Raw genomic sequence first — 13,707 nt, forward strand, 5'->3', positions numbered from 1 at the left:
GATTCGCATCCATGCGCCCGAGCCTCCTCAATCCGCTGTTTGCTCCCGTGACCAGCCTGCCCGGCGTCGGTCCGAAGCAGGACAAGCTGTTGCAATATCTGCTCAGCCGCAACGAGACGCCGCGGCTGGTCGATCTGTTGCTGCATCTGCCGAGCCAGGTCATCGACCGCCGTGCCAGGCCAAAGATCCGCGACGCGGTCCAGGGAACCATGGTGACGCTGGAGGTCACCGTCGATCGCCATCGCCCGCCCCCGCCGCGCAATTCGCGTGCGCCATATCTGGTCTATGCCAGCGACGATACCGGCGACGTGGTGCTGACGTTCTTTCGTGCCAAGCCGGGCTATGTCGAGAAGCTGCTGCCGATGGGCGAGAAGCGTTACGTCTCCGGCACGCTCCAGACGTATGACGGCATTCCCCAGATCGTGCATCCCGACCGCGTGCTGGACGAGGAGGCGATCTCAAAGCTCTCCGGCATCGATCCCGTTTATCCGCTGACGGAAGGCCTGGCACTCGGCTCGCTCCGCCGCGCGGTCTCGCAGGCACTCCTGAAGCTGCCGGCGTTGCCGGAATGGATCAGCCCGGAGGTGATGCGGCGCTGCAATTTTCCGCCGATTGCTGAGGCGCTCAATCGCGTGCATCAGCCGGTCGAGCTGACGGACATTCTGCCCGAAAAACCGTTCTGGTCGCGTCTCGCCTTCGACGAGCTGCTCGCCGGCCAGCTCGCACTCGCCCTGATCCGCGCGCAGCTGCGCCGTCCGGCCGGCGTGCGCAACGCCGGCGACGGGCATCTGCGCAACAAGATCATCGACGCCCTGCCCTATGCGCTGACGTCATCCCAGCGCGACGCTGCCGCCGCGATCGCCAGCGATCTGCAACAACCTGTGCGCATGCTGCGCCTGCTCCAGGGCGACGTCGGCTCCGGCAAGACCGTGGTGGCGCTGCTCGCTGCTGCCGCCGTCACTGAGGCCGGCAAGCAGGCCGCGCTGATGGCCCCGACCGAAATCCTGGCGCGCCAGCATATCAAGACCATCGCGCCGCTCGCCGAGCGTGCCGGCATGCGGGTCGCGATCCTCACCGGCCGGGAAAAGGGTAAGGAGCGGCGCGAGCTGTTGGCGCAACTCGAAGCCGGCGAGATCAATCTCCTCGTCGGCACCCATGCGCTGATCCAGGACGATGTGATTTTTCGCAATCTCGCGCTCGCCATCGTCGACGAGCAGCACCGCTTTGGCGTGCGCGAGCGCCTTGCGCTGACGTCCAAGGGCGAAGCCGTCGACGTGCTGGTGCTGAGCGCGACGCCGATTCCGCGAACGCTGGTGCTGACCTATTTCGGCGACATGGATATCTCCGAGCTCCGCGAAAAGCCCGCGGGTCGCCAGCCGATCGAAACCCGCACCATCTCGATGAGCCGGCTCGGAGAGGTCACCGACAGCATCGGCCGCGCCTTGGAGGCAGGCAAGCTGGTCTACTGGATCTGCCCGCTGGTCGAGGAATCCGAGGCCGAGGGCACCGAGCACCTGACCAACGCGACCAAGCGTTTCGAGAGCCTGCAAAAACGTTTTGGCGACCGCGTCGGCCTCGTTCACGGCCAGATGAAGGGCACCGAGAAGGACCGCGTGATGGGCCAGTTCGCCGCCCACGAGATCGGGCTGCTGGTCGCCACCACCGTGGTCGAGGTCGGCGTCGACGTGCCGGCCGCGACCATCATGGTGATCGAGAACGCCGAACGCTTTGGCCTCGCCCAGCTGCACCAATTGCGCGGCCGAATCGGGCGCGGCTCGGAGGCCTCGACCTGCCTCCTGCTCTACTCGGAGCCGCTTGGCGAGATGTCGAAAGCGCGGCTGAAGGTGATCCGCGAGACCACCGACGGTTTTCGCATCGCCGAGGAGGATCTGAAGCTGCGCGGCGAAGGCGACGTGCTGGGTGTGCGCCAGAGCGGCTTGCCCGGCTACCGCATCGCGCGCCCGGAAGTCCATGACCAGCTCATCACCCAGGCCCGCGACGAGGCGCTGCGCATCCTCAAGGACGACCCGAAGCTGAAGGGCGAGCGCGGCGAGGCGCTGCGGTGCCTGCTGTATCTCTACGAGCGGGACGAGGCGATCCCGCTGATCGGGGCGGGTTGAGCTGATACGGCTGTGGATGGGGAGACGTAAGAAATGCTGAAGGTGCTGGCAGGCAATCTCTCCGCCCCACTCAACATCGATGGCTTACATTTAGCTAGGTATCTTGAGCGCAGCGACGCGATATTTCAGTCGCTATGTGACCACCTCTTGCTCCATGACAAGATCCTGATCCCGGTACAAGATTATCTTGCGGCCACCGGCTTGCTAATGCTGGTAGGAGAAGCAAATCTCGCGACATTGATCGCCGAGGACAGAATTGGATTCGTCCGCCTGCGGGGCTCTCTTGGCTATGTACAAGGAAATGGCGACGGAACCGTTGTTGCATACATGGATCCGAGTGGGCAACGACCGGACTGTTCACCCGTGCCGGAGTCCATATCCGCGGCGCTTACTCACGCGCAGTGTCCCCCCAAGAATCGACAGCGACTCATAAACGTTATCTTCGCTGGCACAAGCGAACTTGAAATGGCAGCGGTATCGGGTGCCACTCAGCTGGACACCATTTCAGATCTAAAGCAAACGTCTCTGTGGAAGGATGAGTTTGCCACCGCCAATCCAGCGCTCTTAGACCTACCCGGAATGCCCTCCATGCAAGTTCGCGTGCTTGGACCGGGTACCAAGGTTGAAACCGACCCAATCGATGCTTGCCTGGCACTTCATCTTGTAAACATCGAACTGTATCTCGCGCGTCACTTTCAATGCGAGAGCACGCATACCGCATCGCCGATAGCAGACTCGATCGCCTTGAAGCTGGCTCGTTTAACAAATGGCCAAGCATCTGGTGAGTTAGCTTGGCGTTTTCTAAGCTATTCGAGCGTCCCGTCGATTTCACGAGCGATTATCGATGATGAAGCCGCCTTCGCGAAGTTTATCAAGCTATCCGGCAGCCAGCACGCACGAGCGTTTCGACAGTGGTTTCACAGCCATCGGAACCTAAGTGAGAAGGAACTGGTTACGGCTTACGTCGATATCCTGCAGGATACGCCAATGGCTCAAACGCCTACTGCGAAGACCATCAGAATTGCCGCTTCGCTTGGTTTGGGCGCTATTGGCTTGGGAAGTTTGATGGATGTGGCCAGTAGCGTGACGGACAACTTTGTCATCGATAAACTCCTTCGAGAGCCAAGCGTGCGGTTTTTTGTTCAAGACCTCAGGAAATTCTCCAACCGCATTAGCCGGCGGCAATGATCAAGTCTGTTTATATGGGAGTGCCTTGGAAAAGAGGCTGACGTCGCCCAACGGAGAGGCCCACGGCTTCTCCTCGATGGTTAAGTGAGATCGAGCAGAATCTCGCGGCTCGAGAGGCTGCGGCCGCTTGGCGAGATGTCGAAAGCGCGGCTGAAGGTGATCCGCGAGACCACCGATGGTTTTCGCATCGCCGAGGAGGATCTGAAGCTGCGCGGCGAAGGCGACGTGCTGGGCGTGCGCCAGAGCGGCCTGCCCGGCTACCGCATCGCGCGCCCGGAAGTCCACGGCCAGCTCATCGCGCAGGCCCGTGACGAGGCGCTGCGCATCCTGAAGGAAGATCCAAAGCTGAAGGGCGAGCGCGGCGAAGCGCTGCGCTGCCTGCTGTATCTCTACGAGCGGGACGAGGCGATCCCGCTGATCGGAGCGGGTTAGCCGGCCGCTCTCTGCCGCCCGACTTCGTAGGCCGCCACATGCGCCCGGGCCAAATCCAATAGCGGCGTGTCGATGCCGAGCGCACGGGCGCGATTGGCCATATCGCCCAGGATATGCTCCGCCTCGGTCATCGAACCGCGCTCGATATCGCGCAGCATCGAGGCCTTGAGCGGCGAGTCCAGGGTGGTGAACAGTTTTCGGTCAAACTCGATGAACGGAGCGCGTGGCTCAAAACCTGAAGCCGTCGCGACGGCGCAGCATTCCGCGAACAGGCGGAAGATCGATTGCTCGCCGTTCGGCACGGCCAGGATGTCGCCGACACTCGCGCGCATCAGGCAGGTGATGCCCGCGAGCGTCGAGAGCTGGACGAACTTCTCCCACATGTCCTGCATGATCGTTTCGCTGGCGCGCACGTCGATACCGGGGACATGGAGCAGCGCTTCCAGAGCCAACGTGCGCTCGCCCAGCGAACCCGTGATCTCGCCGAAGACAATCGTCTGATTGGCCATGAACTGAACGACACGACCATCCCCGTCGAGCCCGGCACTGACATTCGCGAGGCCGCCAAGGACGCAGCTCGCGCCAAATCGCGCGATCAGGGCGTCAATATGTTTCAATCCGTTGAGTATCGGCAGAATCATCGTGCTGGCGCCTACGGCCGGGGCAAACTGGCTCATCGCGTCGTCCAGCGAATAGGATTTGACGCCGACGAGCACGACGTCGAACGTCTCCTTGAGGTCGTTCGCCACGGCGATTTTCGGCTGCACGGCAAAGTCGCCATGCGGGCTCACGACCTGCAAACCATTCTGCCGCAATTGCTGCGCCCGCTTCTCGCGCACCAGAAAGGTCACGTCGCCACCCGCTCGGACCAGACGCGCTCCGTAATAGCCGCCAAGCGCGCCCGCGCCGATTACCAGAACTCTCATTCGAACTCCCATTGCATGCGGCGACCATTCTTGTCATTGCGAGCGCGGCGAAGCAATCCAGAATCTTTCCGCGGAGGGACTCTGGATTGCATCGCTACGCATGCGCGCGCAAGAACCTGCCGTGCTCTGCCTCGGTCGCATCGTTGGCGGGAAACATGCACTCGAGCCGCAGCTCTTCCGCCGTCACGGTCTGCGGCGTTCCGACCGTCGTGATCAGGGAGAAATAGTCGAGTGTCACCCCATCCTTGACGAAACTGAGCGGGATCATCGGCATCGCATCGGAGGCCGACGGCGCGCGCCATTCCGGCTTCACGCCGGGGTATCGCGACAGCTCCTCCAGCAGCGCCTTCGTCCTTAAATCGACGACATGCCCGACCGCCTCGCGATGGACCCGTGCCAGCAGGCCGCGGGCGGTCTGTGGCCAGTTCGCGATGAAGGGACGCATGCCATCGGGATCGAACATGAGGTGCAGCAGGTTTCGCGGAACGGGACGTGCCGACATGTCGATGAAGCAGTTGAACAGCTCAGGCGCGGCCTCATTGGTCATCAGCACGTTCCAGTAGCGATCCATCACAATCGCTGGAAACGGCTCATGCTGGCGCAGCATCCGTTGCAGGGCGCGGTTGATGCTCATCATGGCGGGCGCCTCGAGCGCGGGATCGGAGTAAGTCGGCGCGTAGCCGGCAGCCAGCAGCAGCTCGTTTCGCTCGCGCAAGGGAACGTCGAGGGCCTGGGCAAGATCGAGCAGCATCTGCCGGCTCGGGATGCTGCGGCCGCTCTCGACGAAGCTGATGTGCTTCTGCGAAACGCCGGCATCGAACGACAGATCGAGCTGGGTCTTACCGCGAATGTCCCGCCATTGACGCAACAGCGCGCCCGCAGACGTCGCGCGTGCCCTGAGGGCGCCGGCGGTCGCTTTCATTGTCGAACGATCCTTCCCTTGGACGGTGCCGTGCCGTCAACGCGCGAGCGTCGGTGCCTCGGATCACCCGAGGCACCATTTGGGTTGCCGATGGCGGACAATCAACCGAAGGCGACGGGCCCCACTGCACCCACCCAGTGCCGCACCTTGGTGTCGTCCCGCTCGTCCATGTAGAAAAAGTGCGTCATCGTCGGATGCACCGTCTTCATGGAACCATCGTTGGGCGTCATGTCCACGACGCCGCGAAACACCTTCAGCCAGCCCGCATCCCAATATTCGGTGACGTGATGCCGCGCAGTGAAGCCGGTGTCGATGAAGGCCTTCAGATTGGCGCGGATCGCCTCGCGCCCCTTCCAGTCGGCGACGCCGAGATTGCAGACGGCGTCCTCCACGAAGCAGTCGAAACCCGGCCCGAAGGTCTTGTCATCGATCTCCTTCCACATGTCGAGCAGCCATTGCGGCGGCTCCTTCTTCGTAAACACGGCTTGCATGTCTCTCTCCTCATGCTGTGACACACGCCCGGCAGGAACCTCGAACGCGTCCCGGCGGGTGGATGAGCGGGAGACTAGTCAGGCTGCGGATCGGCTCAATTACATGCGAGGTAATAAAGCGAGTCCGGAAGGCCTGACCTTTCGCTGATGCCAATTTCGTGAAACCTTCCCACCATGCGCCGGATCATCGTCGTTGGCTCCCAGGGAAGCGGAAAGACCAGCCTCTCCCGGAATCTCGGACGAAAGCTCCGATTGCCCGTGGTGCATCTCGACGTGCTGTACTGGCAGCCGGGCTGGAAGCCATCCGACACGGCAAGCTTTCGGACACGCGTTGCGGAGGCGACCTCGGGCGATGCATGGGTCGTCGACGGCAGCTTCTCTGGGCTGGCGTTCGACCTCACACTTGCGCGTGCCGAGCTTCTGGTCGTCATCGACCGCCCGCGCTGGCTCTGCCAATGGCGCATTCTCTGGCGCTCGGCCTTCGATCGCGACACGACGCGGCCCGATCTGCCCGAGGGGGGCCCGGAACAGTTCGACTGGAGATTGATGAGGGAGGCGTGGCGCTACGAGGTGGCGCGCGCGCCCGTCATCGAGGCCGAACGCGTGCAATACGGCCCGGATGTTCCGGTCGTGCGCCTGAGACGGGACCGGGACATCGCGAATTTTCTGGATTCCGTTTCAGCGCAGCTCAGAGACTGTCCGTGATGCATCCTTTGAAGTCGCGGGCAAAATGTATCGGTCCAGGAGGTCCAGCTCGGGAGCGACCATGTATTTGGATTGCCGGGACGCGTTGAAGACGACAACCATGTCGAGCGAGCGGATGACGATGATCTTCTGGGAATTGAAGCCCTTCGCAGCAACCCATTGAACGTCGCGGTCCTTGTCCGGTGATCGACCAAGCCACCACTGATATCCATAGCCACCAGAGAGCGGCTCATCCGTCTCGATCTGCTCAGCCGTCGATGATCTACCCAGGACGCCGGAACGATCTGCTGCCCCTCCCAAACGCCACGGTTGAGAACAAGCTGGCCGATTTTCGCCCAGTCGCGAGGGCGTAGACTCAGCCCGTTGGCCGACGCCGGAAGACCGCTGAACGGATCTTGACGCCAATTCACATCTTTGATGCCAAGCGGCGCGAACAGGTTTTCCTGAGCGAGAACATCGACGGTCTTTCCCGTGACCTTCTTCAGGATAGCTCCAATAAGCTCCGTTTCCCCGTCGCTGTACGCGAAAGAGATACCGGGAGCTTTGCTGGAGCCCAATCCCGCTGACATCGTCAGGAGATGGCGAAGGGTGATGGGGTCCTTGTCGGGCATACGGAGATCGGCATTGTCCGGAAAGTACGAAACAACCGGCGTGTCCAGATCCTTGATCAGGCCGCGATCCATGGCGATTCCGACCAGCAGCGAGACCACGCTTTTGGTCATGGAATAACCGTTGTGCCGAGTAGTCGCGTCGAAACGCGAGTAGTAGCGCTCGTAGACGAGCACGCCGTGACGAACGATGACGATGTCGTCCACGTTGGCGAGCTTGCCGCCGCTGATGCCGTCGTCCATCGCGCAGAGCAGTGTCGCATTCAACCCCTGCTTTTCCGGCGCGGTCATCGTCCATCCGTCATGGATGTCCGCGGGAATGCCGCAGCTCGATGCGGCTTCGGCTCCCGACGCGATCTGAACTCCGACAGGACTCAAAGTGAAGGCGCACAACGCCGCGACGACACTACCCCATGCCCGCATGTGAGATTCTCCGCGACCATTCCCCGCGACGGCCAATCAAGAGTTGGCGTTGCGCCTGTGTCCCTTTTGCGGCGCCGTGGACTTAAAAGGTGCTCAAACTGGCTGCGCAACGCCTGATTGTTGAGCAGCTGTCCTAGGCTTTTTTCTTCGCGATGCTCGCGGCAAACGCTTTCATCAGGTCAGCATCGATCGCTTCGCCTTTCGCGTCCGCGGCGAGGTGCTCGAACCATTTCGCAAAGCCCTCGTAGATCTGGCTCGCCGGATGATCAGCGCCGAGGAAGCCGGAAATCTCCCGCATCTCCGCAACCCAGCGATAGGCTTTTGGAAGCATGTCCGGCAGCGCGACTTCGAGCCGCGCCAGAATCGCGGGCTGGCTCAGCGCGAGCTCGTCGCGCAGCGCATCCGCGGCGCCTGCTTTCGTGGCCGCGACCACCATGGCCGAGCTGATTCCGGCGAGGCCCTTGACGATACCGGCGTAAGACATTTTGAGCGCCGAGGCTGCACCGACCGGACCTTCGACGATCCGCACGTCGAGGCCGAAATCTTTCAGCACCGCGACGTCTTTGGCGTGCTCGCCGGACACATAGAAAGCCGGGCTCTTACCGCCGGGCTGCGGCGGGAAGCCGATGATGCCGCCATCCACGAACGGCGCCTGTGCCGAGCCGATGATCGCCTCAATCCGCTGCACCGTGTCGACGTTGACCGCGTTGCAGTCGACCACGAGCGGCTTGCTGGCGCGCCGCACGATCAGCGCGGCCAGGCGTTCGGCCAAAGCCACGGCTTCGCCCGGCGGCACGATCGAGAGGATGATGTCGGCGTCCGCGATCGCCTCGTCCTCGGCGCCGACCATGCCGGCATCCGCGGCGCGTTTCAGCGTCGCTTCGCTCCGCCCCTTCAACGACGTCAGCACGCGCGCGCCGTTTTCGCTCATGCGACGGGCCACGGCGCTGCCCATGGCGCCGGGGGCGAGAATCGCTATGGTTTTGGACATCGTGCACTCCAGGTCGAATTCCGAGCGAGGCGCTCAATTCAACCGGAACACTAGCAGAGGACGAAACTGCTTTGCGTGAATGCGGCCATCCCGCAGGGGAATGGCCCTACTCCACCTTCGCAGGCTGGGGCCGGAGCGCCGACGCATTGGCGATGCGCGCGGCATTCGCCATGCCCGCGAGTGCGGCTGCCTTTTTCGGATCGGGCGCCGCGCCCGGCTGCACCACGCCGGCCGACATGATCAGAGTCGCGGCATCCTCGGTGCTCAAGTCGACCTCGACGATTTTGCTTTTGGGCACGTAGAAGAAGAAGCCCGTGGTCGGGTTGGGCGAGCACGGCAGAAACACCGAGACATGCTCCTCCTGTCCCGGCAGGCTGCGCGCGACCTCTTCGTTCGGCGACTGCGAGATCAGCACAATCGACCACATGCCCGGCGAGGGAAATTCGACCAGGCCGACTTTGCGGAAGCTCGAGCCCTTGCCCGAGAACAGCGTCTCGAACACCTGCTTCAGGCCGCGGTAGATGGCGCGCACCGCCGGGATGCGGCCGAGAAACGTCTCGCCGACGTCGACCAGCGTCCGGCCGATCAGATTGGCGGCGAGGAAGCCGACCAGCGTCAGCGTGAAGAACGCGACAATCAGTCCCCAGCCGGGAATGACGTAGGGCATGTAGGTTTCGGGCCGATAAGCCAGCGGAATGAACGGCCGCACCACGCCGTCAACCCAGGTGACGAACCACCAGACCAGATAGACGGTGATCGCGATCGGCCCCGTCACGACGAGGCCGGTCAGAAAATAGTTGCGGAAGCGGCCCATCAGGCCGGTATGCGGTTCCGGCGCGGGATCAAGCGGCGCAGGCGCGTCGTCGCGGGTGGTCATTCTGGTTCCAGGTCGGTCGCAGCACTCAAGCTAGGGTCTTCTAGCAGGTTTTGAAAGAGTACCTAGCGTTCCGGCCTGATCCCTTGTGCCTATTCCACGGTCACCGATTTGGCGAGGTTGCGCGGCTGATCCACGTCGGTGCCCATGATAACAGCCGTGTGATAGGCGAGCAGCTGCACGGGGACGGCATAGACCATCGGCGTGAAGGCTGCCGCCATGTCGGGCATGACGATGGTGACGAGGGACTCGACGGTCGCCTCCTCCGCGCCCTTGGCGTCGGTCATCAGGATGATCCTGCCGCCGCGGGCGGCGACCTCCTGCATGTTCGAGACGGTCTTCTCGAACACGCGGTCGTAGGGCGCGATGACGACGACCGGCATGGTCTCGTCGATCAGCGCGATCGGGCCGTGCTTGAGCTCGCCGGCGGCATAGCCTTCGGCGTGGATGTAGGAGATCTCCTTCAGCTTCAGCGCGCCTTCGAGCGCCAGCGGGAAGCTGGTGCCGCGGCCGAGATAGAGCACGTCGCGCGATTTCGCGATCTCGCGCGCCAGCTTCTCGATCTGAACCTCGGTGGTGAGCGCGGCCGACATCAGACGCGGGATTTCGACGAGGCCATGAACCAGCTTGGTCTCGTCCTCGTCGGACAGTTCGCCGCGGGCCTTGCCGGCTGCGATCGCAAGATTTGCCAGCACCATCAGCTGGCAGGTGAAAGCCTTGGTCGAGGCAACGCCGATCTCGGGGCCGGCCAGCGTCTGCAGCACGGTCTCGCTCTCGCGCGCGATCGTCGAGGTCGGCACGTTGACGATGGCCACCGTGTGCACGCCCTCGGCCTTGGCGTAGCGCAGCGCAGCCAGCGTGTCCGCGGTCTCGCCCGATTGCGAGATGAAGATCGCAAGATCGCCCTTGCGCAAGGGCGCCTCGCGGTAGCGGAATTCGGAGGCGACATCGACCTCGACCGGCACCCGCGCAAAGCGCTCGAACCAGTATTTTGCGACGAAGCCGGCATAGCTCGCGGTACCGCAGGCCGTGATGTTGATGCGCTGGATGTTCTTGAAGTCGAACGGCAGCTTGACCGGCAGCGAGACGCGCTCGGTCGCCATGTCGACATAGCGCGCCAAGGTGTGGCCGACCACTTCCGGCTGCTCGTGGATCTCTTTCGCCATGAAATGACGGTAGTTGGCCTTGTCGACCAGCGAGGTCGAGGCGGCGTGCTTGATCTTCTCGCGCTGGACGGCGTGGCCGTCCTTGTCGAAGACCGTGGCGCTCGTGTGGGTCAGCACGACCCAGTCGCCGTCTTCCAGATAGCTGATCGTGTCGGTGAACGGGCCAAGCGCAATGGCGTCGGAGCCGAGATACATCTCGCCGTCGCCATAGCCGATCGCAAGCGGCGGGCCGTTGCGGGCGCCGATCATGAGGTCGTCTTCGCCGGCGAAGATGAAGCCGAGCGCGAAGGCGCCGCGCAGCCGCGCCAGCGTCAGCTTCACCGCTTCCACGGGCTTGTTGCCGCGTGTCAGCAGATCGTCGACGAGATGCAGCACGATCTCGGTGTCGGTCTGAGTGTGGAAGACCGTACCCTTCTTCTCGAGCTCCTCGCGCAGCTCGCGGAAATTCTCGATGATGCCGTTGTGGACCACGGCGACGCGCTCGGTCGCGTGCGGATGGGCGTTGTTGACGGTCGGCTTGCCGTGGGTGGCCCAGCGGGTGTGACCGATGCCGGTCGTGCCCTTGAGCGGCTCGGCTTCCAGCCGCTTCTCCAGATTCTTCAGCTTGCCCTCGGCGCGGCGGCGCTCGAGATGCTTGCCTTCGAGCGTGGCGACGCCCGCGGAATCGTAGCCGCGATATTCAAGACGTTTGAGCGAATCCACCAATTGCTCTGCAACCGGTTCGCGCCCGAGAATGCCGACAATCCCGCACATGCGGATCAATATCCCCCAAATCGTCGAAAAATCGCCTAAACGACGCGCTCGGTTTTTAGCGAAGTTCCTAAGGAACCAGATACTCAATAATTATTGCTGATTGAGACAGCGCGGGCTCGCGTCCTGCGTCGACTGCGTCGATTTGGTCGGCGTTAAACCGCGTGGATTAACTTGTTGTCAACAAATTTGGCCAACGATTTCCCCTGAGGGAGATATGGCCATGAAAGGCTCGTCCGACCGCAAGGGTCTGTCATCGACGTTGGTGCGCGCAAGCGAGACCACAGGCACGCACCTTGCGCATTGGCCGCCGCCACAGCGCGCCATGGAGCGAGGCAAGGAAAGCAAGCCTGTCCTCATGACGCAGGCAGCCGGCGAACCGGTAAAGCGCGCCAGGCCGCGCGGCTGGCGCTTGACGCGCGCGATGGTCTCGGACGTCGCAGACGACGACTAGCGGCGCGCCTCACCACCCCAGCACCAGGGCAAAGACGAGGAAAACGACGAACGCCCAGAACGCTATTCCGGTGAACAGCGATGCGATCTCGTTTGGCCGGCGCTCGCTGAACTGTTCCAGCACCCATTGTCCCGGCGGCGTGATGACGCGATTGACGAGGAATGTGATGGTATCGTCGATGAAGTCGTCGTCCACGAGCACGCCCCTAGCGACACCGATCAGGGATCGGCACGCGCCGCTCATTTCTCCGGCTTCTTTTCCAGCTTCTTGCCCCGCGTCTTCATCTCGCGATAACGCGCCGCGCCGCCTTCCCTGATGGTCTGCGGGCTGCGCTCCAGCGCCATCGCGTCGTCGGGCACGTCGCGCGTGATCACCGAGCCCGAGCCGATATAGGCGCCGTTGCCGATTTTCACCGGTGCGACCAGCGAGGAGTTGGTGCCGACGAAGGCGCCCTGCCCGATGACCGTCTGGTGCTTCCTGAAGCCGTCGTAGTTGCAGGTGATGGTGCCGGCGCCGATGTTGGAGTTGGCGCCGATGGTGGCGTCGCCAATGTAGGAGAGATGGTTGACCTTGACGCCGGCCTCCAGCGTCGCCGCCTTGGTCTCCACGAAATTGCCGATCCGCGCGCCGTCGCCGAGCGAGGTGCCGGGCCTTAAGCGCGCATAGGGGCCGATCGAGACGTTCTTGCCGAGCGTGGTCTGCACGATGTGCGAGAAGGAATGGATCACGCTGCCGTCGGCGATGGACACGCCTGGGCCAATCACCACGAACGGCTCGATGGTCACGTCTTTGCCGAACGATGTGTCGGCGGACAAGTAGACAGTCTCAGGGGCGATCAGTGTGACGCCGGCCTCCATCGCCGTCTTGCGCAGCCGCGCCTGCATCACGGCTTCCGCTTCCGCAAGCTGCGCCTTGGTGTTGATGCCGCGCACCTCGTCCTCGCTGGTCTCGATCACCACGGACTCCCATCCCTGCTCGCGGACGATGCCGACCGCATCCGTCAGATAAAATTCGCCCTTGGAATTGGCATTGCCGATCTTGTCGAGGATTTCGAGCGCGCGGCGTCCGTCGATCGCCATCACGCCGGCATTGCACAGATTGATCTTGCGCTCGGCATCGTTGGCATCAGCCTGCTCGCGGATCGCGACCAGGCGGGCGCCCTCGACGATGAAGCGGCCGTAGCCGGTGGGATCGGCGGCACGAAAACCGAGCGCAGCAATCGCAGCGCCCCTGGCGAGCGGCGCGCGCAGCCGCGCAAAAGTCTCGGCCGAGATCAGCGGCGTGTCGCCGAAGGCGATCAGGAGATCGTCCACACCGCGCGCGATCGCCTCGCGCGCCGCCAGCACGGCATGCGCGGTACCGAGCCGCTCGCTCTGCACGAAAGTGAGTGCGTCGGGCCGAATGCGCTTCGCCTCGTCCGCGACGGCCTGATGGTCGGGACCGATCACGACGGCCAGCGACGTGCCGGTTCCCTTAGGTGCGGCGGCGAGCACATGGGCGAGCAGCGTCTGGTGAGCGACCGGGTGCAGCACTTTCGGCAAGCTCGATCGCATACGCGTGCCTTCGCCGGCGGCGAGCACGATCGTGAGGCTGGAACGGGCGGTCATCGAAATCCTGTCAGATACGGCCGAATCAATGGGCGCGGCAGGCGGAAGGC

Annotated in this window: 12 protein-coding genes and 2 pseudogenes; 5 read left to right on the top strand and 9 right to left on the bottom strand. The window is 63.1% G+C overall.

Features of this window, described 5'->3' with window-relative positions; translation table 11 throughout:
* Positions 1–11 precede the first annotated feature (11 nt).
* The 3 genes and pseudogenes from recG to BMW89_RS19280 all read left to right on the top strand — a co-directional run.
* Entirely contained in the window at positions 12–2,120 is a 2,109-nt protein-coding gene (gene recG, locus BMW89_RS19270) for an ATP-dependent DNA helicase RecG (protein WP_092028591.1), read from the top strand.
* 33 nt (positions 2,121–2,153) lie between these two features.
* Positions 2,154–3,308: a hypothetical protein gene (locus BMW89_RS19275; protein WP_092028592.1), complete on the top strand. Its 1,155-nt coding sequence runs from the start codon at positions 2,154–2,156 to the stop codon at positions 3,306–3,308.
* Positions 3,309–3,431: 123 nt separating this feature from the next.
* A pseudogene (locus BMW89_RS19280) lies at positions 3,432–3,740 on the top strand (ATP-dependent DNA helicase RecG); the annotation flags it as partial.
* On the opposite strand, the gene panE reads toward BMW89_RS19280, so the two are convergent.
* The 3 genes from panE to BMW89_RS19295 form a co-directional block, all read right to left on the bottom strand.
* On the bottom strand, positions 3,737–4,666 hold the full coding sequence (gene panE / locus BMW89_RS19285) for a 2-dehydropantoate 2-reductase (protein WP_092028593.1): 930 nt from the start codon (positions 4,664–4,666) through the stop codon (positions 3,737–3,739). The pseudogene BMW89_RS19280 and the gene panE sit on opposite strands and share 4 nt — an antisense overlap.
* Before the next feature lie 94 nt (positions 4,667–4,760).
* Positions 4,761–5,588, bottom strand: coding sequence for a helix-turn-helix domain-containing protein (locus tag BMW89_RS19290; RefSeq protein ID WP_092028594.1), 828 nt, complete (start codon positions 5,586–5,588; stop codon positions 4,761–4,763).
* A gap of 101 nt (positions 5,589–5,689) precedes the next feature.
* On the bottom strand, positions 5,690–6,079 hold the full coding sequence (locus tag BMW89_RS19295; RefSeq protein WP_092028595.1) for a hypothetical protein: 390 nt from the start codon (positions 6,077–6,079) through the stop codon (positions 5,690–5,692).
* 174 nt (positions 6,080–6,253) lie between these two features.
* Here BMW89_RS19295 and BMW89_RS19300 point away from each other — a divergent pair, with 174 nt between their 5' ends.
* The gene (locus tag BMW89_RS19300; protein ID WP_092028596.1) at positions 6,254–6,784 is read left to right on the top strand and encodes a P-loop NTPase family protein; all 531 of its coding nucleotides are present in this window, start codon (positions 6,254–6,256) and stop codon (positions 6,782–6,784) included.
* Positions 6,785–7,086: 302 nt separating this feature from the next.
* Here BMW89_RS19300 and BMW89_RS38415 read toward each other — a convergent pair.
* The 4 genes and pseudogenes from BMW89_RS38415 to glmS form a co-directional block, all read right to left on the bottom strand.
* A pseudogene (locus tag BMW89_RS38415) lies at positions 7,087–7,815 on the bottom strand (serine hydrolase domain-containing protein); the annotation flags it as partial.
* Positions 7,816–7,948: 133 nt separating this feature from the next.
* Positions 7,949–8,806 carry an NAD(P)-dependent oxidoreductase gene (locus tag BMW89_RS19310; RefSeq protein ID WP_092028598.1) on the bottom strand — a complete coding sequence of 286 codons (858 nt, stop codon included), beginning with the start codon at positions 8,804–8,806 and terminating at the stop codon, positions 7,949–7,951.
* Between the two features lie 106 nt (positions 8,807–8,912).
* Positions 8,913–9,683 carry a DUF502 domain-containing protein gene (locus BMW89_RS19315; protein WP_092028599.1) on the bottom strand — a complete coding sequence of 257 codons (771 nt, stop codon included), beginning with the start codon at positions 9,681–9,683 and terminating at the stop codon, positions 8,913–8,915.
* An 89-nt stretch (positions 9,684–9,772) separates the two neighbouring features.
* On the bottom strand, positions 9,773–11,599 hold the full coding sequence (glmS, locus tag BMW89_RS19320) for a glutamine--fructose-6-phosphate transaminase (isomerizing) (protein ID WP_092028600.1): 1,827 nt from the start codon (positions 11,597–11,599) through the stop codon (positions 9,773–9,775).
* Between the two features lie 220 nt (positions 11,600–11,819).
* On the opposite strand from glmS, the gene BMW89_RS19325 reads away from it, so the two are divergent.
* Positions 11,820–12,050 carry a hypothetical protein gene (locus tag BMW89_RS19325; protein ID WP_092028906.1) on the top strand — a complete coding sequence of 77 codons (231 nt, stop codon included), beginning with the start codon at positions 11,820–11,822 and terminating at the stop codon, positions 12,048–12,050.
* Positions 12,051–12,059: 9 nt separating this feature from the next.
* On the opposite strand, the gene BMW89_RS19330 is transcribed toward BMW89_RS19325, so the two are convergent.
* On the bottom strand, positions 12,060–12,245 hold the full coding sequence (locus tag BMW89_RS19330) for a hypothetical protein (protein ID WP_143062796.1): 186 nt from the start codon (positions 12,243–12,245) through the stop codon (positions 12,060–12,062).
* 44 nt (positions 12,246–12,289) lie between these two features.
* The gene (gene glmU / locus BMW89_RS19335) at positions 12,290–13,657 is read right to left on the bottom strand and encodes a bifunctional UDP-N-acetylglucosamine diphosphorylase/glucosamine-1-phosphate N-acetyltransferase GlmU (RefSeq protein WP_092028602.1); all 1,368 of its coding nucleotides are present in this window, start codon (positions 13,655–13,657) and stop codon (positions 12,290–12,292) included.
* Between the last annotated feature and the right edge of the window lie 50 nt (positions 13,658–13,707).

Origin of the sequence: Bradyrhizobium sp. OK095, assembly GCF_900109945.1 — a bacterium.
In the GTDB taxonomy this organism is placed as follows: Bacteria; Pseudomonadota; Alphaproteobacteria; order Rhizobiales; family Xanthobacteraceae; genus Bradyrhizobium.

What these genes read in the sequence shown, in the direction of transcription:
- BMW89_RS19325 (WP_092028906.1), top strand. Translation starts at nt 11,820, where the DNA reads ATGAAAGGCTCGTCCGACCGCAAGGGTCTGTCATCGACGTTGGTGCGC.
- glmU (WP_092028602.1), bottom strand. Translation starts at nt 13,657, where the DNA reads ATGACCGCCCGTTCCAGCCTCACGATCGTGCTCGCCGCCGGCGAAGGC.
- BMW89_RS19300 (WP_092028596.1), top strand. Translation starts at nt 6,254, where the DNA reads ATGCGCCGGATCATCGTCGTTGGCTCCCAGGGAAGCGGAAAGACCAGC.
- BMW89_RS19290 (WP_092028594.1), bottom strand. Translation starts at nt 5,588, where the DNA reads ATGAAAGCGACCGCCGGCGCCCTCAGGGCACGCGCGACGTCTGCGGGC.
- panE (WP_092028593.1), bottom strand. Translation starts at nt 4,666, where the DNA reads ATGAGAGTTCTGGTAATCGGCGCGGGCGCGCTTGGCGGCTATTACGGA.
- glmS (WP_092028600.1), bottom strand. Translation starts at nt 11,599, where the DNA reads ATGTGCGGGATTGTCGGCATTCTCGGGCGCGAACCGGTTGCAGAGCAA.
- BMW89_RS19295 (WP_092028595.1), bottom strand. Translation starts at nt 6,079, where the DNA reads ATGCAAGCCGTGTTTACGAAGAAGGAGCCGCCGCAATGGCTGCTCGAC.
- BMW89_RS19315 (WP_092028599.1), bottom strand. Translation starts at nt 9,683, where the DNA reads ATGACCACCCGCGACGACGCGCCTGCGCCGCTTGATCCCGCGCCGGAA.
- BMW89_RS19275 (WP_092028592.1), top strand. Translation starts at nt 2,154, where the DNA reads ATGCTGAAGGTGCTGGCAGGCAATCTCTCCGCCCCACTCAACATCGAT.
- BMW89_RS19310 (WP_092028598.1), bottom strand. Translation starts at nt 8,806, where the DNA reads ATGTCCAAAACCATAGCGATTCTCGCCCCCGGCGCCATGGGCAGCGCC.
- recG (WP_092028591.1), top strand. Translation starts at nt 12, where the DNA reads ATGCGCCCGAGCCTCCTCAATCCGCTGTTTGCTCCCGTGACCAGCCTG.